This is a genomic window from Brachymonas denitrificans (assembly GCF_907163135.1).
GTDB classification, from domain to species: domain Bacteria; phylum Pseudomonadota; class Gammaproteobacteria; order Burkholderiales; family Burkholderiaceae_C; genus Brachymonas; species Brachymonas denitrificans_A.
This window is the reverse complement of sequence record NZ_CAJQUA010000001.1, coordinates 1415761-1435218: the sequence shown is the minus strand read 5'-3', so window position 1 is coordinate 1435218 and position 19458 is coordinate 1415761. Positions and strand designations below refer to the sequence as shown.

Sequence of the window (19458 nt, the reverse complement as noted above, 5' to 3'; positions counted from 1 at the left end):
TTGTCTCCGTGGGGGTGGATGGCGGGGCCTTGGGTGTGATTAAAGGCCAAAGGGATTTATCATGCAAGCAGTATTTATCCATGTATTTATCGGATTAACTGATGAATGTCACCCTGCGGCAATTGCGCGCCTTCGTGGCCGTGGCGCGCACCGGCAGCTTCACGCTTGCGGCTGAAAGCCTGTTCATCACCCAGTCGGCGCTGAGCGGGCTGATCAAGGAGCTGGAGCAGGCGCTCGGGCTGCGCCTGTTCGACCGCAGCACGCGGCGGCTGCAGCTGTCCGACGCCGGCAGCGACCTGGTGACGCATATCGAGAAGATTCTGCTCGATCTCGATGGCGTGATCGACGAGGTGGGCAAGCTCAAGGCGCTGCAGCGCGGGCTGGTGCGGGTCGCGGTGCCGCAGTTGATGGCCTGCACGCTGATGCCGGGGCTGATGGCATCCTTCCGCCACGATCATCCGCAGGTGCAATTGCGGCTGGTGGATACGCTGGTGGAGCAGGTGATCAACCGCGTGTTTGCCGGGGAGGTGGATTTCGGCCTGGGCCCGGAGCGGGCACCCAATTCGGATATCGAGGCAACCCAGTTGTTCGAGCTGCCCTTCATGGCGGCCTTGCCCGCGGATCACCGGCTCGCTTGCCAGCGCGAGTTGCGCTGGGCCGATCTGGCCGGCGATCCGCTGATCACGCTGCAGGGGCAGTTCACCGAGCGTCTGGCCACCGATCTGGGCGCGGCACGCCGCAGCGTGACGCTGGAGCCGGCGAACGAGGTGGCTTTCATGTCCACGGCGCTCAGCATGGTGGCGGCGGGACTGGGGTTGACCATCTGCATTCCCTATGCGGCAGAGATGGTGCAGCAATACGGCCTCGTGTTGCGCCCGGTCGTCGATCCGGTGGTGCTGCGCGGTTTCTACATCTTCCGGCGGCGCGGGCGCACGCTGTCTCCGGCGGCGCAGCGTTTTCATGACTACATCTGCGAGGAGCTGGAGCAGCACCGGCCGTTCGCGCGGGCTTTGCGCGAGGCGCAGAGGGTGGGGTCGAGGCGCTGAGGCCTTGCCCGGGTGCGAAGTGCCCCCGCATGAAGGCCGGAAACTGCACCCTGCCTGCGGCAAGGCAGCATCCTACAATGCAGGACTCAGACCTTCAGGCCAAGCAAGCGAGCGCGTCAAACTGACCTCGCCCTGCAAGAGGCCTTCATTGCCAGTTTCCGCATGAGTGCCACCTCCACCCCACGCTCCGACCTGCCAGGCCACACGCCCATGATGGCGCAATACCTTCAGATGAAGGAAGCGCACCCGACCACGCTGCTGTTCTACCGCATGGGCGACTTCTACGAGCTGTTCTACGAAGACGCCACCAAGGCCGCGCGCCTGCTGGGCATCACGCTGACCACGCGCGGCCAGTCGGCCGGCCAGCCGGTCACCATGGCGGGCGTACCGGTGCATGCGGTGGACAGCTACCTGGCCAAGCTGATCCAGATGGGCGAGTCGGTCGCCATCGGCGAACAGGTGGGTGAAGTGGGGGCGTCCAAGGGTCCGGTGGAGCGCAAGGTGGTGCGCGTGGTCACGCCGGGAACGCTGACCGATATCGAACTGCTGGGCGACAAGACCGAAGCCATGCTGCTGGCCCTGCATCTGCCGCAACGCACGGGCAGGGGTGCTTCGGGCAACGCCGGTCTGGCCTGGATGAGTCTGACGCAGGGCCGCATGGTGCTGGTCGAATGCGCGCCTGAGCAAATCGAGGCCTGGATCAGCCGCATCCAGCCCGCCGAGGTGCTCTACAGCGCCGACATCGGCACCACGCAGCGCGCCCAACTGCAGCAATGGCAGCAGCACGGCGCCATGCAGCGCTTCATCATCACCGAACGCCCCGGCTTCACCTTTGACAGCAGCCTCGGCCTTCGCAAGCTGACCGAGCAGCTGCGCAGCCCCAACCTCAACGCCTGGCAGGCCGATGACGTGCCGCAGGCGCACGCCGCCGCCGCCGCGCTGCTGGCCTACGCCGAGCACACCCAGGGCCGCGCCGTCACACACCTGCACAGCCTGCAGGTGCAGCGCGACGATTCGCTGATCAATCTGCCGCTCACCACCCAGCGCAATCTGGAGCTGACGCAGACGCTGCGCGGCGAAACCAGCCCGACGCTGTTCAGCCTGCTCGACACCTGTGAAAGCGGCATGGGCAGCCGCGCGCTCAAACACTGGCTGCTGCACCCCGAGCGCGCCCGCACTGCGGCGCAGCAGCGCCTGCAGGCCATCGGCCTGCTGCGCGAACGCGGCCTGAAGGATTTGCGCGCCGCGCTGCATGGCATCAGCGACGTGGAGCGTATCAGCGCACGCCTGGCGCTGCGCCAGAGCAAGCCGCGCGAACTGGCCGGCCTGCTGCGCACATTGGGCCAGGCCGAAGGCCTGCGCAACCGCTTGCAGCAGGTGTTGGGCGAGGAGTGCGATGGTCTGCTGCCTGTCATCGCCAGCCAGCTGCAGCCGCCCGCCGAGGTGCTGCGCCTGCTGCAAACCACGCTGCAACCCGACCCCGCCGTCAACATCCGCGATGGCGGCGTCATCGCCGACGGCTTCGATGCCGATCTCGACGAGCTGCGCGGCATCCAGACCCATAGCGCCGAATTCCTGCTGGCGCTGGAGGCGCGCGAGCGCGAGCGTTCCGGCATCGCCAACCTGCGCGTGCAGTACAACCGGGTGCATGGCTTCTACATCGAGGTCACCACCGGCCAGCTCGACAAGGTGCCGTCCGATTACCAGCGCCGCCAGACGCTCAAGAACGCCGAACGCTTCATCACGCCCGAACTCAAGGCCTTCGAGGACAAGGCACTGTCGGCCCAGGACCGTGCCCTGGCGCGCGAGAAATGGCTGTACGAGCAGCTGATCGAATCGCTGCAGCCGCATGTCGGTCAGTTGCAGACGCTGGCAACCGCCCTGGCCACCCTCGATGCCCTGTGCGCCCTCGCCGAGCGCAGCCTGGCCCTCGATTGGTGCGCGCCCACTTTCGCCATCGAGCCCTGCATCGAGATCAGTGCCGGTCGCCACCCCGTGGTGCAATCGCGCCTGATGGAAACCACCGGCGCCAGCTTCATCGCCAACGACACGCTGCTCAACCCCAGGCAGCGCATGCAGATCATCACGGGCCCCAACATGGGCGGCAAATCCACCTACATGCGCCAGGTGGCGCTGATCGTGCTGCTCGCCAGCATGGGCAGCTACGTGCCCGCCAGCAGTTGCCGCGTCGGCCCGATCGATGCCATCCTCACCCGCATCGGCGCGGCGGATGACCTGGCCAACGCCCAATCCACTTTCATGCTGGAGATGACCGAAGCCGCGCAGATCCTGCACGGCGCCACGCCGCACAGCCTGGTGCTGATGGACGAAATCGGCCGCGGCACCAGCACCTTCGACGGTCTGGCGCTGGCGGGCGGCATTGCGGCACACCTGCACGACAAGACGCAGGCGCTAACGCTGTTCGCCACGCACTATTTCGAGCTCACCGAGTTTCCCAAGCAGCAGCACGCCGCCGTCAACGTGCACGTGAGTGCGGCCGAAGCAGGACATGACATCGTCTTCCTGCATGCCATCGAGCCGGGTCCGGCCAGCCGCAGCTACGGCATCCAGGTGGCGCGCCTGGCCGGCATGCCGGCGGCCGTGATCCACCACGCACGCCATGCGCTGCAGGCGCTGGAAAGCCAGCAGCTGGAAAGCCGCGCCCAGATCGATCTGTTCGCAGCTCCGCCGCTGCCTGCAGCCGAGCCGGAGCCGGTGCCCAGCGCCATCGAGCACGAACTGGCCCGGCTCGACCCGGACGCCATGACGCCACGCGAAGCGCTGGATGCGCTCTATGCGCTCAAGGGACTGCTGCCGTAACCAAGTCCGGTTCAGCGTTCCTGCGGGGCCTCCAGCCGCTCCGGCGGCAGTGGCCGTACCGCGCGCTGGTAGGTTTTGACCAGCGCCACCAGCGCCAGGATCGGGATGAAGAAAATGGCCATCGCCACCCAGGCAATGCCCATGTAGGCGGTCAGGGGGGATTCGTACATCACCATCTTGCAAGGGCCGATCAGCCCCATGCCGCCGCACCGGTTGCCGATCAGGTAGGCCACGCACAGCCAGACAAAGGTGGCGATCAGGGTGGCGCGCCACCACGGAGAGGGGTTGGGTTCGGGGCCTTCGGGCCTGTGGCGGGAGGTCTCGGACATGACAATTCCTTCAGTGGCGATGCGGGCAGTCTAGAATATCTCCCTTCCCCCTGCCCATGACGGGCATCAACCTTGCTGACCCAACGGCCATTGGCGCCGACCTGATTCTTTCCATGCACGTCCGCTTCATCCTGCTGCAGACCAGCCACGCCGGCAATGTCGGTGCCGTCGCGCGCGCCATGAAGGTGATGGGCTTTGACGACCTGGTGCTGGTGCAGCCGCGCTGGCATGACGTGCTGCAGCGCGAGGAGGCGATCGAGCGCGCCAGCGGTGCCGATGACGTGCTGCGCAAGGCGCGCAGCGTGCAGAGCTGGGAAGAGGCCGTCCAGGGCATCGACTACCTGTGCGCCACTGCCATGACGCCGCGTGATTTCGGACCGCCCACCGTCGAGCCGCGCACGCATTTCGCGCAGTTGGTCAGCCGGGGCCGAAGCTCTGCTCCCCACAGCGCCAGCATGGTGGACAAGCCGCCGGACGCAGATGCCGGCGCTGCCGCTGCGGCCCAGGCCGGGCCGGCACCAGCCACGAGCCGGATACTGCCCGTACGCAGCCTGGGGCTGGTGTTCGGCAGCGAACGCTACGGCATGCGCAACGAGGAGGTCTATCGCTGCCACGCCTGCCTGAGCATTCCCACCAATCCGGACTATGGCTCGCTCAACCTGGCTGCAGCTGCGCAGGTGCTGGCCTACGAGCTGCGCATGGCCCTGGGCGGTTTTGCCAGCCCGCTGCCGGCCGTGTCCAGCCCGGAGCAGCGCGCCGATGCCGCCGACGTCGAAGGCATGCTGGCCCACTGGGAGCAGGCGCTGGTGCAGATCGGCTACCTCGATCCGCAAGCGCCCAGGAAGCTCATGCCGCGCCTGCAGCAGCTGTTCCACCGCGCCGAGCTGCGCCAGGAAGAAATCCACATCCTGCGCGGCATTGCGCGTGCCATGCAGAAAACCGCCGCCATTCCAAAACCCTGAGCCCGGTGGGTGCACCGGCTGCAAGTACACTAGTTTCATGTTTTCCCGTATCCGGTCCGACATCCAGTGCATTCTCGAACGCGATCCCGCTGCGCGCAGCAAATGGGACGTGGTGTTTTCCTATCCGGGCTTCCATGCCCTGATCCTGCATCGCTTGGCCCACAGCTGCTGGAGCAGCGGCTGGACCTGGCTGGCGCGCTGGATCTCGCACTGGGGGCGCTGGCTCACGGGCATCGAGATCCACCCCGGCGCCAGGATCGGCGACCGCGTCTTCATCGACCACGGCATGGGCGTGGTGATCGGAGAAATGGCCGAAGTCGGTGATGGCTGCACCATCTACCAGGGCGTGACGCTGGGCGGCACCTCGCTGGCCAAGGGCGTCAAGCGCCACCCCACTCTGGAAGAGGGCGTGATCGTCGGCGCCCATGCCTGTATCCTGGGCGGCTTCACGGTCGGCACTGGCGCCAAGGTGGGTTCCGGTGCGGTGGTCACCAAGCCGGTTCCGGCCGGTGCCACAGCCGTCGGCAACCCGGCCCGCATCATCCAGGCCGATGATGATGCCAAGCGCGAGGCAGCCGCTTCGCAAATGGGCTTCTCGGCCTATGGCGTCACGCAGAGCGACGACCCCTACAGCCTGGCCATGCGTGGCCTGATCGACAGCGCGGCCAGCCAGGAACACCAGATCGCGCTGCTGTGGCAGACGGTCGAAAAACTGGCCACGCAGCTCAAGGAAAGCGATTGCCTGCCGGACGAGGCGGCCATCGAGGATCAGCCTTCCGACGTACAGCGCCTCAACGATCTGCTCGGCAAGTAAGACCGCTTCCCTCCCATACGAAAAAGCCAGCGTGAGCACGCTGGCTTTTCTGTATGGAGGCGCGACGGCGATCAGGACGCCGGCATCCGCTCCAGCAGCACATGGTAGGGCAGGCTGCCGACATTGGCCGGTACCAGGATGCGGTAGGTCTGCTGCTCCGGCTGGGCCAGTTCCGGGTTGCGGGCCGTCACCCGCAGGTAGTAGGTGCCGGGGCCCATGGCAGGCAACGCCAGTTCGCCAGCGCCGTCGGAATGGCCAGCACCCATCGGGCGGGACAGGCCGGCATCGGCAAATACCGCCGCATCGACCGTATTGGGGGCCTTCGGCGCCTGTTTCGCCTGCCGGAAATTCACCGCAGTCCAGCGCAGCGTCAGTCCGGACGGCTGCAGGAACAGCGAGGGATGCAGCAGCAGCGATTCGGGCGCACGCACCACGACCCGCGTATCGGCATCCTGCCCTTCCAGACCGAAGGCATCCACTCCACGCACGCGTACATGCCAGGTACCCGGAGACAGCCCATTGAGATTGACCGCCGTGCCTGCCAGCTTGTCGCTCAGGTGCACGCTCTCGAACTGCGCATCGCTGGAGGCAATCACGCGATAGGCGCTTGCCCCCGGCACTGCCGGGAAGGTCCAGATTGCATTGGGCTGCATCAGGGTTTCAACCGTGGTGCCAAGCTGGGCGGGTGGCAGCAGCGGCACGGCAGTGATGTCTGCACGGTTCGGATCCACCGCAGCGCCCTGGCCCTGTTGCAGCAGGATGGCCGAGCGCTTCCAGGTGTTTTCATTGTTCACCACGCCCTGCAGCACCTCGGCACGGTCCTGGCGGGCCGTGGAATCGGCTGCGGCCACACGGAAGCGCGTGCCGCGCACGCCGATCAGCGAGGTGGTGGTTTCCACCTCCAGCGGCTTGGCACGCGGCGCCACCTTGTTCACCGCCGCCTCCAGCGCACCCTGTACCAGACGCATCTTGGCTGCGAACCAGTCCATCATGCGGCCACTGCCGTGCTGGTCCGGGGCGATGTAATAGCGGTTCAGCGTGATGTCGGCAATGGTGCGCGGCATCAGCTTCACCTGCGAACCATCGGCCAGCACCAGCACGGCCGAGCTGTATTCGCCGGTGCTGATGCGCGCACTTTCCTCCAGGCGCACGCCGGCATGCACCGGCTGCCCGTTCACTTTCACATCGCCCACGGTGTGGGTGAGATGGGCCTGCGTGGTGCGGAAACGCAACTGCGTGAGCGGCGCCGTCAGGGCCGGCGAGGCAGCAGGAGCCGCCGTGTCCGGAGCGGCCATGCCCGGCGCACCGGCCAGCAGCGCGCCACCGGCCAGGCACAGCACGGCGAGCTGCCGGGCAGCGAAAGTAGGGGTGGACTGGGCGAATACAGGCATGTTCAGACGGGGTTCATGGGTCGCGGAGGGCTAACCATTGTAGAAAAAACAGGAGGGCAACACTAGCGGATTGACGCACGGGGCGGTGGTACCACTGTGGTTCTTCCAACAAGCCGTAACGCCAACGGGCTTCAATCGGGTTCGGAGTCATCCGGCTCTGCCGCCGGAGCGACCGCAGAGTTGGCATGCAGCAATTCGACCTTCACCAGCTGGAAAAGTTCACGATAGGCACGGCCATGGCGCTGTGCCGCACCGGCTTGCTCCTTGGGTGCCGCCTGCGCATCCTTGCGCGCCTGACGGATGAGGGCGCGCAGTTGCTGGATATCGGTAGCCGGGTACTGCTGCAGCCACTCCGTCAGTGCCGCATCGCCGCCGTCCTCGGCCAGCAGGCGCTCGCGCCAGTGCTCGGCCTGATGCAATGCCGCCAGTTCGCTGGCGCTGCCATCGCGCTGCACCTGCAGGGCCGCGCGGATCGCCTCGATGACCTCGTCATCCAGCTTGCGCATCAGCTTGCCGATGAATTGCATCTGGCGGCGCCTGCCTTCGAAGTTGCTGATGCGTCTGGCATCGGCCAGCGCCTCCAGCAGCTTGTCCGGCAGCTCCAGCGGAGCCATCAGGTCGGAGCGCAGCGTGAGCAGCTCCTCGCCCAGTTCCTGCAGGGCTTCGCTCTCGCGCTTCAGGTCGCTCTTGCTGATGTCGGTGTCGCCCTTGGCCTGGCGCTTGAGCTCCAGATCGAGCTCGCTGCCTTCGTGCACAAAATGGCCTTTGACGTAGTAACCGCGTTTGGGTTTGCGTGACATGGGTGTCCGTAAAATTCTTGGGGAAGGAAATAGGCAAGTATCATACTTGTCCTATGAAAAAGACAGCCCCCCGATCCGCTGCCCCCGAGCAGGCCTCTGCGGCCGATCAGCCGCTCACCGGCTTCGCCTACAGCCGCGCCTTCTTCGAGGAACTGGTCGATAGCGCCATTGCCCATGCGAAAAAACTGGGCGCAACCGACGCCGGCGCCGAAGCCTCCGAAGGCTGCGGCCTGTCCGTGTCGGTGCGGCAGGGCGAGCTGGAAAACGTCGAGCGCAACCGCGACAAATCGCTGGGTGTGACGGTCTATATCGGCCACCAGCGCGGCAATGCCAGCACGTCCGACTTTTCCCGCAAGGCGATCGAGCAGACGGTGCAGGCTGCCTACGACGTGGCCCGCTACACCGCCCAGGACCCGGCTGCCGGCCTGCCGGACGACCGTGATGTGGAAACCACACCGCGCGAGCTGGAGCTGTTCCATCCCTGGGCCATCGACAGCGACCGCGCGGCCCGCCTGGCGCTGCGCTGCGAGGCTGCCGCGCTCGATTGCGATGCGCGCATCACCAACAGCGAGGGCGCCAGCGTCTCGGCGCAGCAGAGCCACTTCTTCAGTGCCCACACGCACGGCTTCCGCGGCGGCTACGCCAGTTCGCGCCATTCGATTTCCGTGGCTCCCATCGCCGGCCACGGCGACGAGATGCAGCGCGACTACTGGTACAGCTCCATGCGCAATCCGGCCGATCTGGCCGACCCGAAGAAAATCGGCCGCTACGCCGCCGAACGCGCGCTGAGCCGCCTGCACGCACGCAAGATCCCGACCACCGAATGCCCGGTGCTGTTCGAGGCACCGCTGGCCGCCGGCCTGATGGGCAGCTTCGTGCACGCCGTCAGCGGTGGTTCGCTCTACCGCAAGAGCAGTTTCCTGCTCGACAGCCTGGGCAAGCAGGTATTCCCCAAACATATCCGGATGCGCGAAGATCCCTTCATCATCGGCGGCAAGGGCAGCAGCCCGTTCGATGACGAAGGCGTGCGCGAACAGGCGCGCGACGTCGTGGAAGACGGCAAGGTGCAGGGCTACTTCCTCAGCGCCTACACCGCCCGCAAGCTCGGCATGCGCACCACCGGCAACGCCGGTGGCAGCCACAACCTGACATTCACCAGCACGCTCACCCAGGCACAGGACGACCTCGATGCGATGCTGCGCAAGCTCGGCACCGGCCTGTTCGTGATCGAACTGATGGGGCAGGGCGTCAACCTCGTCACCGGCGACTACTCGCGCGGCGCCAGCGGCTTCTGGGTGGAAAACGGCCAGATCCAGTTCCCGGTGCAGGAAATCACCATCGCCGGCAACCTCAGGGACATGTTCATGGGCATCGAGGCCATCGGCTCCGATATTTACACCATGGGCGCCAAGACCACGGGCTCGGTGCTGATCAACCGCATGAAAGTGGCAGGAAGCTGACATGGCAAACGCTCAGGACGCGCTGGTACTGGCCGAGGGCCACGCCCCCGACTGGGCCTTCCATCTGGCCGACGGGCGGTGGACGCATTCCCCGCTGCTCTGGGCCTGGCTGGCTGCAGGGCTGCTGGCCGTGGCGTTGGTGTGGCTGCTGACGGCGGGCTGGCGGCCGGTGTGGCGTTCGCTGCTGCGCTCCGGTCTGATCGCGGCGCTGTTCTCGCCGGCCATCGTCGCCTGCGAGAGCATCTCCATCATGCCTTTTCCCATCCTGCTCAAGCTGGCCCTGCAGAACCGCGAGGCGCTCAGCTGTGGCGCGCCGCTGGTGGCACTGCCACCCAATGCCATGACCTTCGGCGGCCTGTGGCTGGTGCTGTTCCTGGCGTTCTGGGTCTGGCAGTGGTTCCGGCAGCCGCCGGCAGCAGGGCGCTAGGAGCAGGGCGCTAGGAGCAGGGCGTCAGGGCGTTTGCCCTGTGCACTTTGCGTAGCCATCAGCATCCAGCGCTTGCCGGCTGGCACCATCTTCACCAGCTCATTGTCGCCAGCGCAGCAGCCGCAGCCCGTTGAACACCACGATCAGGCTGGCCCCCATATCGGCAAACACCGCCATCCACATGCTGGCATGGCCCATCAGCGCCAGCACGAACACCACGAACTTGATGCCCAGGGCCAGCGCAATGTTCTGCCACAGCACTTCATGCGTGTAGCGTGACAGGCGGATCGCCTCAGGCACGCGGCGCAGGTCGTCGTTCATCACCACCACGTCGGCGGCTTCCATGGCGATATCGGTACCGGCACCGCCCATGGCAATCCCCATGTCGGCACTGGCCAGCGCCGGTGCATCGTTGATGCCATCGCCCACCATGGCGGTCGGGCCGTGACTGCGCTGCAGGCTGCGGATGGCCTCCAGCTTGTGCTCCGGCAGCAGATTGCCACGCGCCTGCGCCAGGCCGGCCTGATGCGCAATGGCATCGGCCGTCACCTGGTGGTCGCCACTCAGCATCACGGTATGCAGGCCGAGCCCTTGCAGCTCGCCCACGGCCTGTGCGGCCTGCGCCCGCAATTGGTCGGCCACCGCAAACAGCGCCAGCACCTGATGCCTGTTGGCCAGCAGCGTCACGGTGCGGCCCTCGGCCAGCTGGTGCGTCACGGCCTGCTGCACCACGGCATCCATGCCGCCATGCTGCTGCTCGATCCAGCCGGACTGTCCCAGCAGCAGCGCCTCTCCCTCTGGCTGCTGCGCCTGCACCCCATGGCCGGGCACGGTATGGATCTGCTGAAGCACGCCGGGATAACGATGCGCCCCCCGTGCCAGCAAGCCGCTTGCGATCGCACGCGACACCGGATGGTCGGATTCGCCCGCAAGCGCCAGGGCGAGTGCGCGCACTTCGCTTTCACGCTCGGGCGCCACAAACCACTCGCTATGGATCAGCTGCGGACGGCCATGCGTCAGCGTGCCGGTCTTGTCCAGCGCCACGGCCTTCAGCAGCCGAGCCTGCTCCAGATGGATGCCCCCCTTGAACAGCAAACCGCGGCGGGCACCCGCCGTCAGCGCACTCACGATGGTCACCGGCGTCGCGATCACCAGTGCGCAGGGGCAGCCGATCACCAGCAGCACCAGGGCCTTGTAAATGGCATCCAGCCAGCTCCAGCCCATCAGCAGCGGGCCGCCCAGCGCCACCGCCACGGCCAGCGCAAAGATCAGCGGCGTATAGACCGCCGCGAAGCGATCGACGAAGCCTTGCGTAGGTGCCCGCGTGTGCTGCGCTTCTTCCACGGCATGGATGATGCGCGCCAGCGTCGTATTGCCGGCCGTCGAAGTACTGCGCATCTGCAGCACGCCGGTGCCGTTGATGGTGCCGGCAAACACGGTATCCCCGGTGCCCTTGTCCACCGGAATGCTCTCGCCCGTCACCGAAGACTGGTCGATGGCACTGTTCCCCGCAGTGATCACGCCATCGAGCGCAATGCGCTCGCCAGCCTTCACGCGCAGCACTGCACCCGGCTGGATCTGCGCTACCGGCAGCGTCAGCCATTGGCCATCCGCCTGCAGCACATCGGCCTGTTCAGGAGCCAGTTCCAGCAATTGCCCGATGGCATTGCGCGCACGCGCGGCCGAGCGTGCCTCCAGCAGCTCGGCGATGGCATACAGCGCCATCACCATCGCCGCCTCGGGCCACTGCCCGATCAGGAAGGCCCCGGTCACGGCCACCGTCATCAGCGCATTGATGCTGAGCCGGCCATGGCGCAGTGCTGCCAGCCCTTTCTGGTAGGTGGAAAAACCCGACAGGGCAATGGCCGCCACTGCCAGGCCCATGCCGGCATAGCGCGCCATCGGCATGTCTTCTCCCCACAGATGCAGCAGCTCGGCGGCGATGGCCAGCGCCAGCGCAAGGCCGAGTTTCCACACGCTGTCACCTGCATTCCCATGGACATGGTCGTGCTCGTCATGATCGCTGTCGCAACTCTGGCAGGAGGCCTCTGCCGTCACGGAGCCCGCTGCGGGCGTCGCGGCAAGCGGCACCGGATTGAAGCCGGCCTTGCGGATGGCGGCCAGCGCCTGTTCAAGCACCGGGGCATCGGCATCGATCAGCAGCTGGCGCTGACCGAGGCGGAATTGCAGGCTGCGGATGCCGTCCAGCCTGGCCAGCGCACGGCGGATTTCGCCTTCCTCGGTGGCGCAGTCCATATTGGCGATGCGCACCCAGGTGCCGGAGCTGCCAGCAGGCAGGGGCGCGGATTCTTCACGGGGGGCAGCACAACTGGAGCCGCAGCACGTCGTGGCAGCGGGAGCTGCCGATTCCGGCGTGCAGCATCCCGTGGTCGCGCCAGCCGCGGGCGCCGGTCCACAGCACGAAGCAGGCGACTCATCATGTCCGGACGCAGCACAGCACGCGTCCCGGGAGGAGGGGTTGGATTGCATGGCGCCATTATCCGGCGCCCCCGGGCGCAATTCCAGAGCAGGCATGCGGTAACCCCAGAGCCACTGGTGCTTCGCGTGCCCGCGGCGGGCGTCAGCCCGCCAGCACCGCCTTCACCGCTGCAGACACCTGACCCATGTCCGCCTTGCCGGCCAGCTGTGCCTTGGCTGCGCCCATGATCTTGCCCATGTCCGGCGCGCCCGGCTTGCGGCCCTGCTCGGCTTCGAACGCCGCGGCAATCGCCTGCACGGCAGCGGCAATCTCGGCCTCGCCCATGCGCTCCGGCAGGTACACCTGCAACACGGCCATTTCGGCCTTTTCCTTGTCGGCCAGATCCTGGCGGCCGGCCTGCTCGAAAGCGGTGATGCTGTCCTTGCGCTGCTTGATCAGCTTGTCCACCACGCCCACCACGGCAGCGTCGTCCAGCTCGATGCGCTCGTCCACCTCGCGCTGCTTGATGGCGGCTTGCAGCAGGCGGATGGTGCCCAGGCGCTCCATGTCCTTGGCGCGCATGGCGGTCTTCATGTCTTCGGTAATCTGTGCTTTGAGGGACATGGGAAATTTCCTTCGTGTATCGGGTGAAAGGGGAAACAAAAAACCCGCGTCGGCGTCCCGAGGCGGGTTTTGATCAGTGCCGAAGCTGCAGGATTAGTACAGTTTCTTGGGCAGCTGCATGGAGCGCACGCGCTTGTAGTGGCGCTTGACGGCAGCAGCTTTCTTGCGCTTGCGCTCGGCGGTGGGCTTCTCGTAGAACTCGCGGGCACGCAGGTCGGTCAGCAGGCCCAGTTTTTCGATGGTGCGCTTGAAGCGACGCAGGGCAACTTCAAAAGGCTCGTTTTCTTTTACGCGGATAGTGGTCATTAGCTAATGGTTTCCGAAAGATGCAGGAGTTTGCCGCAGGAAGATCGGGCCTGCGGGACAGCCCACAAAAAATGTCCCCGTCTACAGTTGATCAGGCCGACGGGGTTTGCCAGCAAGGCGATTATTTTAGCGAAAGAACCTACTGCCTGCAAGTGATTTTGCAGGTGCCAAGCGTGGCGTTGTCTCAAGGCGACGGCAACGGCAGGCAGGCCTTGTTCACAGCGCGCCTGCCCGGTACCGTCCTGCGTGCTCCCCGTATATCGGGCGCACGCAGGAGCGCATGCATATCCCCGGACCGGATTACGGCGTGATGGCGATCTTCAGCACGCCATCGCGCTGGTTTGCAAACAGGTCATAGGCCGCTACGATGTCATCGAGCTTGTACTGGTGCGTCACCAGCACCCCCAGGTCCACGCGTTCCGAGGCCACCACGTTCATCAGCCGGCGCATGCGTTCCTTGCCGCCCGGGCACAGCGCGGTGTTGATGCGGTGGTCACCCAGGCCGGCGCCAAAGGCATCCAGCGGAATCTTCAGGTCGGTCGAATACACGCCGAGGCTCGACAGCGTGCCGCCCGGCCGCAGGCAGCGGAAAGCCGATTCGAAGGTGGCCTGCGTGCCCAGCGCCTCGATGGCACCATCCACGCCCTTGCCGCCGGTCAGCTTCATCACTTCGCTCACCACATCCACGTTCTTGAAGTTCAGCGTGACGTCGGCGCCCATCTTCTTCGATACGGCCAGACGCTCGTCGTTGCCATCCACAGCGATGATGGTGGTGGCCCCCAGCAGCTTCGCGCCCGCCGTGGCGCACAGGCCGATCGGCCCCTGGGCAAACACGATCACGGTATCGCCGATGCGGATATTGGCATTCTCGGCGCCCTTGAAACCGGTGGACATGATGTCCGGGCACATCAGCACCTGTTCGTCGGTCAGGCCGTCCGGAATCGGCGCCAGGTTGCCTTCGGCATCCGGCACCAGCACGTACTCGGCCTGGGTGCCGTCGATCAGGTTGCCGAAGCGCCAGCCGGCCGTCAGCTTGTAGCCATGGCAGCCGCAACGCCCGCTCGGAATCAGATAACTGCCATCCTGCGACGGCGCACCATCCTGTGCGGCGTAGGAGTTGAAGTTCGGGCAGATGGCTCCGGCAATCACGCGCTGGCCTTCCTGGTAACCCTTGACGGCGCTGCCCAGTTTCTCGATCACGCCCACCGGCTCATGGCCCACCGTCAGGCCTTTCTCCACCGGGTACTCGCCCTTGAGGATGTGCACGTCCGTGCCGCAGATGGTGGTGGTGGTGATGCGGATCAGCGCATCGTTGGGTCCGACGTCGGGAATCGGCTTGTCGGCAAGCTCGATACGTCCGGGCTCGACAAAGACAGCGGCTCTCATCATGGCAGGCATGGCAACTCTCCTCACTCAGGGATGAAGACGAAGAACGGCTGCCATGGTCATCCCCCCACGGCGGCCGAGCGTACGCGGATGACTTGCTTGAACCATTCTAGGAGCGTGATGCGAGCGTTTGATGTCCTGCGGAGGAAACAGGGTGTTTCTTTGCCTCAGGACAAACCCCAGGCTTACGTGGAACTTTCAATTCGCTGTCGATCGTTTCAATCTGGCTGCAGCGCTCCCTCTGGGGCTTGAATAATGTATTACGGATGCCGGTTTTCACCATCGTTTCATGGTCATTGGTGCTATTCTTCGAAATTCCGGGAAAAGCTGGCGACCCCGTTTCTGGGAGGGGTCCTGCGCCAGCTTTGTGCGCCCGCCCGCATATCCAGCGCCAGCCTCGTCGAAGTCCTGCGAAGGAAGGCCCTGCCGCCGTTTTTCTTTTCGTTACTGGAGTCCTCTGATGTCCACATCCGCCACCGGGCTGAATCTCAACGTCCCCGACTATGTCAAGCACCCGCGCCTCGTCGCCTGGGTGTCCGAAATGGCCGCACTGTGCAAGCCCGCGCAAGTGGTCTGGTGCGACGGCAGTCAGGAAGAATACGACCGCCTGTGCCAGCAGCTGGTGGATGCCGGCACCTTCAAGAAGCTGAACCCGGCCAAGCGCCCCGGCAGCTACCTGGCCTGGACCGACCCGTCCGACGTGGCCCGCGTGGAAGACCGCACCTACATCTGCAGCGCGAACAAGGAGGACGCCGGCCCGACCAACAACTGGATGGACCCGGCCGAGATGCGCGCCACGCTCAACCCGCTGTTCGACGGCTGCATGCAGGGCCGCACCATGTACGTGGTGCCCTTCAGCATGGGCCCGCTGGGCAGCCACATCGCGCACATCGGTGTCGAGCTGACGGACAGCGCCTACGTGGTGGTCAACCAGAAGCTGATGACGCGCATGGGCAAGGCCGTGTTCGACGTGCTGGGCACCGATGGCGAATTCGTGCCCTGCATGCACACCGTGGGCGCGCCGCTGGCCGAGGGCGAGACGGACCAGACCAGCTGGCCATGCAACCCCACCGTCAAGTACATCGTGCACTACCCCGAAACGCGCGAAATCTGGTCCTACGGCTCCGGCTACGGCGGCAATGCGCTGCTGGGCAAGAAGTGCCTGGCGCTCCGCATCGCTTCCACCATGGGCCGTGACCAGGGCTGGCTGGCCGAGCACATGCTGATCCTGGGCGTGACCAACCCCGAGGGCAAGAAATACCACGTCGCCGCAGCCTTCCCGAGCGCCTGTGGCAAGACCAACTTCTCCATGCTGGTGCCGCCGGCCGGCTTCGAAGGCTGGAAAGTCACCACCATCGGTGACGATATCGCCTGGATCAAGCCGCATGACGACGGCAACCTGTACGCCATCAACCCCGAAGCCGGCTATTTCGGCGTGGCTCCGGGTACCAACCTGCACACCAACCCCAACTGCATGAAGAGCCTGTACAAGGACGTCATCTTCACCAACGTCGCGCTGACCGACGATGGCGACGTGTGGTGGGAAGGCATGGAAAAGGATGTCGGCGGCGAGCTGCCGGCCCATCTGGTCGACTGGCAGGGCAAGGACTGGACGCCGGAAGACGGCAAGGCCGGCCGCAAGGCTGCCCACCCCAACGCCCGCTTCACCATTGCGGCCACCAACAACCCGGCGCTGGACGCCCAGTGGGACGACGCCAACGGCGTGGCCATCGACGCCATGGTGTTCGGCGGCCGCCGCTCCACCACCGTGCCGCTGGTGACCGAGGCGCGCAGCTGGTCCGAAGGCGTCTACATGGCTGCCACCATGGGCTCCGAAACCACGGCTGCCGCCTTTGGCGCCCAGGGCGTGGTGCGCCGCGATCCCTTCGCCATGCTGCCGTTCTGCGGCTACAACATGAGCGACTATTTCCAGCACTGGCTCGACATGGAAAAGAAGCTGGAAGAGAAGGGTCACACGCTGCCCCCGATCTTCTGCGTCAACTGGTTCCGCAAGGATGCCGACGGCAAGTTCGTCTGGCCGGGCTACGGCGAAAACATGCGTGTGCTGAAGTGGATGATCGACCGCATCGAAGGCAAGGCCGAGGGCGAGGAAACCATGTTCGGTATCGCTCCGGCCTACGGCGAACTGAACTGGACCGGCCTGGATTTCAGCCCAGAGCAGTTCAAGACCGTGACCAGCATCGACAAGGCGGCCTGGGAAGAAGAGTTCAAGTCCCACGAAGAGCACTTCGAAAAGCTCAAGCACAATCTGCCGAAGGAGCTGGTCGAGACCAAGGCTCTGCTGGAAAAGCGTCTGGCCGAGGTGTGATCGCGCAATGAGGGTGGATTTGCGGCTGTTGTCCTGAGCAGCCGGACTTCCCTCTGAAGTCGCGGTAACTGACTTCGGATTGCCTCATAAAAAAATGGACTGGCACTTGCGGGCGCCAGTCCTTTTGCATTTTGGCCAGATGCGTTCCTCTTCAACCGGCCAGCGCCTCCGCGCATGCATGGGCACTGGCCCAGGCCCACTGGAAGTTGTAGCCACCCAGCCAGCCCGTCACATCCACGGCTTCGCCGATGACGTACAGGCCGGGCTGGCGCGTTTCCATGGTCTGCGATGACACATCGCGCGTATCGATGCCGCCCAGCGTCACTTCCGCCTTGGCATAGCCTTCGCTGCCGCTGGGCGTGATTTCCCACTGCTGCAGGCTCTGGCACAGTTGCTGCAGCGCCTTGTCCGCCGTCGCGGCCAATGGGCGCTGGCAGCCCGGATGGCCTGCCAGCCAGTGGTCCAGCAGACGGGATGGCAGGTAGTTGCCCACCTCATTGGCCACCAGCTTGCGTGATCCGCGTGCCTTGGCCGCGCGCAACTGTTCCAGCAGCGGGGCACGTTGCGGGGCATCGGGCAGGGGGCTGTCTGCATCGGGGATCAGGTTGATCTGCAGCGGCTGGCCGTCAAGCCAGTAGCTGGAAATCTGCAGGATGGCCGGACCGCTCAGGCCGCGATGGGTGAACAGCAGATCCTCGCTGAAGCGCACCCGCTGCTTGCGCTTGCCCTGCGCGACTTCCACACTGATTTCCCCCGGCAGCGACACCCCGGCCAGCGCGGCAAAAGGCTGCCACTGCCTGGCATCAAAAGTGAGTGGCACCAGTCCGGGCCGCGGCGCCACGGTGCGCAGGCCGAATTGCTCCGCCAGCCGCCACGCCAGGTCAGTCGCGCCAATCTTCGGGATCGACAAGCCGCCGCAAGCCAGCACCATCCTGGCGGCACGTACCTCGCCCCGTGCAGTCTGCAGCACATAATCGCCGGCTTCGCCATCATGGGCTACGGATTCCACAGCGCAGGGCTGCCAGCGCGTCACGCCACCTGCATCGCACTCCCGCACCAGCATGTCGATGATGTCGCCTGCCGAGCGGTCGCAGAACAGCTGCCCCTTGTGCTTCTCGTGAAAGGCAATGCCATGTTTCTGCACCAGCGCGATGAAATCCTGCGCGGTGTAGCGCGACAGGGCGCTGCGGCAGAAATGCGGGTTCTGGCTCAGGTAGTTGGCGGGGCCGGCCTGCACATTGGTGAAGTTGCAGCGTCCGCCCCCGCTGATGCGGATTTTCTCGGCCAGTCTGGCGGCGTGGTCCAGCAGCAGCAGCTTCACGCCGCGCTGGCCAGCCTGCGCGGCGCAGAACAGCCCGGCAGCGCCGGCGCCGATGACCACGGCATCGAAACGGGCCGCGCTCATGATTCGACCTTTGCCACCAGATCCAGCACCGCCTGCACCTGCCGCGCAATCGGCTCGGGAACCGGCAAGGCGCCCGCGAGCACATCGGCGCTATAGCGCGCCGTCGCGGCAGCATCCGTCCCCTCCGGTATCCCGGGCAATTCCGTCAGGCTGCCCGTCTGCGCTTCAACCAGCCGCACCGGCTCGCCACGTACATAACCATCCATCTGGCGCACCCTGCGCGCATCTGCCACCACCTCGCCCTCGGTGCCACGCAGCAGCAGGGCGTTGCCCTGCATCAGTCCGATCACCTCCGCCATCGACACCGCATACTCCGGATGCGTGTAGGCCCCGATCACCAGGCTGCGCTGCTGCAGCGGCGTGCCGTGCAGCGGATTCATCAGCTTGACCAGGCTGTGCGCCGAATTGCGCAGCCCGATGCGACGGCGCGCATCCAGCACGCGGGCCAGTCCAGGGCTGAGCGCAGCCGTGTCCAGCCAGAGCGGATCGCTGTCCTGCACCGGCAGCAGCGGCCGCAAGGCCTGCAGCACTTCGGGCACGGTCACGCGCCCGTCCTCGGTCGGATGGCCGTGCATCAGCACGCGCAGCCCTTCCCGTGCCAGCAGCCAGGCCAGCATCGGCGTGAGCAGTGGCAGCTTGCGCGCCCCGTTGTAGCTGGGAATGACCACCGCGAAGCGGCTGTCGTCCGCCAGTTCCGGCAGGTGCAGATCGCAATGGGTGGCATCCAGAAATCCCGCCATCTCTTCCCGCGTCTCGCCCTTGATCCGCATCGCCAGCAGAAACGCCCCCATGGCCATCTCGTCAGGCTGGCCTTGCAACAGCAACTGCCAGGCGTCACTCGCCTCTTCGCGTGTCAGCGGTCGCGCGCCTTCCTTGCCGCGTCCGACGCCTTTCAGATAGGGAATCAGGGTTTCATGCATGGTGGTATTGTCAGGGAAGA

General features: G+C 65.7%; 16 protein-coding genes. 7 read left to right on the top strand and 9 right to left on the bottom strand.

Annotation, left to right across the window (positions count from 1 at the left end):
- Positions 1–101 precede the first annotated feature (101 nt).
- A complete protein-coding gene (locus KKQ75_RS06785; RefSeq protein WP_213361155.1) occupies positions 102–1046 on the top strand; it encodes a LysR family transcriptional regulator in 945 nt (314 codons plus the stop codon).
- Positions 1047–1208: 162 nt separating this feature from the next.
- Complete coding sequence (gene mutS, locus KKQ75_RS06780) at positions 1209–3866, top strand: DNA mismatch repair protein MutS (RefSeq protein WP_213361153.1); 2658 nt, start codon at positions 1209–1211, stop codon at positions 3864–3866.
- A gap of 11 nt (positions 3867–3877) precedes the next feature.
- Here mutS and KKQ75_RS06775 read toward each other — a convergent pair whose 3' ends face one another.
- A complete protein-coding gene (locus KKQ75_RS06775; protein ID WP_213361152.1) occupies positions 3878–4195 on the bottom strand; it encodes a hypothetical protein in 318 nt (105 codons plus the stop codon).
- 113 nt (positions 4196–4308) lie between these two features.
- Between KKQ75_RS06775 and KKQ75_RS06770 the strand changes: the two genes are divergently transcribed.
- Together KKQ75_RS06770 and cysE are read left to right on the top strand one after the other, a co-directional pair.
- A complete protein-coding gene (locus tag KKQ75_RS06770; RefSeq protein ID WP_213362704.1) occupies positions 4309–5157 on the top strand; it encodes an RNA methyltransferase in 849 nt (282 codons plus the stop codon).
- Positions 5158–5194: 37 nt separating this feature from the next.
- The gene (gene cysE, locus KKQ75_RS06765; RefSeq protein ID WP_213361151.1) at positions 5195–5971 is read left to right on the top strand and encodes a serine O-acetyltransferase; all 777 of its coding nucleotides are present in this window, start codon (positions 5195–5197) and stop codon (positions 5969–5971) included.
- A 71-nt stretch (positions 5972–6042) separates the two neighbouring features.
- Here cysE and KKQ75_RS06760 read toward each other — a convergent pair whose 3' ends face one another.
- Complete coding sequence (locus KKQ75_RS06760) at positions 6043–7362, bottom strand: FecR family protein (protein WP_213361150.1); 1320 nt, start codon at positions 7360–7362, stop codon at positions 6043–6045.
- A 131-nt stretch (positions 7363–7493) separates the two neighbouring features.
- Positions 7494–8162: a ribosome biogenesis factor YjgA gene (gene yjgA, locus KKQ75_RS06755; RefSeq protein WP_213361149.1), complete on the bottom strand. Its 669-nt coding sequence runs from the start codon at positions 8160–8162 to the stop codon at positions 7494–7496.
- Between the two features lie 53 nt (positions 8163–8215).
- Here yjgA and pmbA point away from each other — a divergent pair, with 53 nt between their 5' ends.
- Positions 8216–9622 (top strand): metalloprotease PmbA, encoded by a 1407-nt coding sequence (gene pmbA, locus KKQ75_RS06750; protein WP_213361148.1) that lies wholly within the window; start codon positions 8216–8218, stop codon positions 9620–9622.
- A 1-nt stretch (position 9623) separates the two neighbouring features.
- A complete protein-coding gene (locus tag KKQ75_RS06745) occupies positions 9624–10049 on the top strand; it encodes a hypothetical protein (protein WP_213361146.1) in 426 nt (141 codons plus the stop codon).
- A 99-nt stretch (positions 10050–10148) separates the two neighbouring features.
- Here the strand turns inward: KKQ75_RS06745 and KKQ75_RS06740 are convergent, their stop codons facing one another.
- From KKQ75_RS06740 to KKQ75_RS06725, 4 genes are all read right to left on the bottom strand, one after another.
- The gene (locus tag KKQ75_RS06740; RefSeq protein WP_213361145.1) at positions 10149–12539 is read right to left on the bottom strand and encodes a heavy metal translocating P-type ATPase; all 2391 of its coding nucleotides are present in this window, start codon (positions 12537–12539) and stop codon (positions 10149–10151) included.
- A 91-nt stretch (positions 12540–12630) separates the two neighbouring features.
- The gene (locus tag KKQ75_RS06735; RefSeq protein WP_213361144.1) at positions 12631–13092 is read right to left on the bottom strand and encodes a GatB/YqeY domain-containing protein; all 462 of its coding nucleotides are present in this window, start codon (positions 13090–13092) and stop codon (positions 12631–12633) included.
- 93 nt (positions 13093–13185) lie between these two features.
- A complete protein-coding gene (gene rpsU / locus KKQ75_RS06730; RefSeq protein WP_091813978.1) occupies positions 13186–13398 on the bottom strand; it encodes a 30S ribosomal protein S21 in 213 nt (70 codons plus the stop codon).
- A 300-nt stretch (positions 13399–13698) separates the two neighbouring features.
- Positions 13699–14796, bottom strand: a complete 1098-nt coding sequence (locus KKQ75_RS06725; protein ID WP_213361143.1) for an NAD(P)-dependent alcohol dehydrogenase — start codon at positions 14794–14796, stop codon at positions 13699–13701.
- Positions 14797–15244: 448 nt separating this feature from the next.
- On the opposite strand from KKQ75_RS06725, the gene KKQ75_RS06720 reads away from it, so the two are divergent.
- On the top strand, positions 15245–17113 hold the full coding sequence (locus tag KKQ75_RS06720; protein ID WP_213361142.1) for a phosphoenolpyruvate carboxykinase (GTP): 1869 nt from the start codon (positions 15245–15247) through the stop codon (positions 17111–17113).
- 151 nt (positions 17114–17264) lie between these two features.
- Here KKQ75_RS06720 and KKQ75_RS06715 read toward each other — a convergent pair whose 3' ends face one another.
- Entirely contained in the window at positions 17265–18518 is a 1254-nt protein-coding gene (locus KKQ75_RS06715; protein ID WP_213361141.1) for an NAD(P)/FAD-dependent oxidoreductase, read from the bottom strand.
- Positions 18515–19438, bottom strand: a complete 924-nt coding sequence (gene ybiB / locus KKQ75_RS06710; protein WP_213361140.1) for a DNA-binding protein YbiB — start codon at positions 19436–19438, stop codon at positions 18515–18517. Before ybiB ends, KKQ75_RS06715 begins: the two co-directional genes overlap by 4 nt.
- Between the last annotated feature and the right edge of the window lie 20 nt (positions 19439–19458).

What these genes read in the sequence shown, in the direction of transcription:
- KKQ75_RS06785 (WP_213361155.1), top strand. Translation starts at nt 102, where the DNA reads ATGAATGTCACCCTGCGGCAATTGCGCGCCTTCGTGGCCGTGGCGCGC.
- mutS (WP_213361153.1), top strand. Translation starts at nt 1,209, where the DNA reads ATGAGTGCCACCTCCACCCCACGCTCCGACCTGCCAGGCCACACGCCC.
- KKQ75_RS06775 (WP_213361152.1), bottom strand. Translation starts at nt 4,195, where the DNA reads ATGTCCGAGACCTCCCGCCACAGGCCCGAAGGCCCCGAACCCAACCCC.
- KKQ75_RS06770 (WP_213362704.1), top strand. Translation starts at nt 4,309, where the DNA reads ATGCACGTCCGCTTCATCCTGCTGCAGACCAGCCACGCCGGCAATGTC.
- cysE (WP_213361151.1), top strand. Translation starts at nt 5,195, where the DNA reads ATGTTTTCCCGTATCCGGTCCGACATCCAGTGCATTCTCGAACGCGAT.
- KKQ75_RS06760 (WP_213361150.1), bottom strand. Translation starts at nt 7,362, where the DNA reads ATGCCTGTATTCGCCCAGTCCACCCCTACTTTCGCTGCCCGGCAGCTC.
- yjgA (WP_213361149.1), bottom strand. Translation starts at nt 8,162, where the DNA reads ATGTCACGCAAACCCAAACGCGGTTACTACGTCAAAGGCCATTTTGTG.
- pmbA (WP_213361148.1), top strand. Translation starts at nt 8,216, where the DNA reads ATGAAAAAGACAGCCCCCCGATCCGCTGCCCCCGAGCAGGCCTCTGCG.
- KKQ75_RS06745 (WP_213361146.1), top strand. Translation starts at nt 9,624, where the DNA reads ATGGCAAACGCTCAGGACGCGCTGGTACTGGCCGAGGGCCACGCCCCC.
- KKQ75_RS06740 (WP_213361145.1), bottom strand. Translation starts at nt 12,539, where the DNA reads ATGCAATCCAACCCCTCCTCCCGGGACGCGTGCTGTGCTGCGTCCGGA.
- KKQ75_RS06735 (WP_213361144.1), bottom strand. Translation starts at nt 13,092, where the DNA reads ATGTCCCTCAAAGCACAGATTACCGAAGACATGAAGACCGCCATGCGC.
- rpsU (WP_091813978.1), bottom strand. Translation starts at nt 13,398, where the DNA reads ATGACCACTATCCGCGTAAAAGAAAACGAGCCTTTTGAAGTTGCCCTG.
- KKQ75_RS06725 (WP_213361143.1), bottom strand. Translation starts at nt 14,796, where the DNA reads ATGCCTGCCATGATGAGAGCCGCTGTCTTTGTCGAGCCCGGACGTATC.
- KKQ75_RS06720 (WP_213361142.1), top strand. Translation starts at nt 15,245, where the DNA reads ATGTCCACATCCGCCACCGGGCTGAATCTCAACGTCCCCGACTATGTC.
- KKQ75_RS06715 (WP_213361141.1), bottom strand. Translation starts at nt 18,518, where the DNA reads ATGAGCGCGGCCCGTTTCGATGCCGTGGTCATCGGCGCCGGCGCTGCC.
- ybiB (WP_213361140.1), bottom strand. Translation starts at nt 19,438, where the DNA reads ATGCATGAAACCCTGATTCCCTATCTGAAAGGCGTCGGACGCGGCAAG.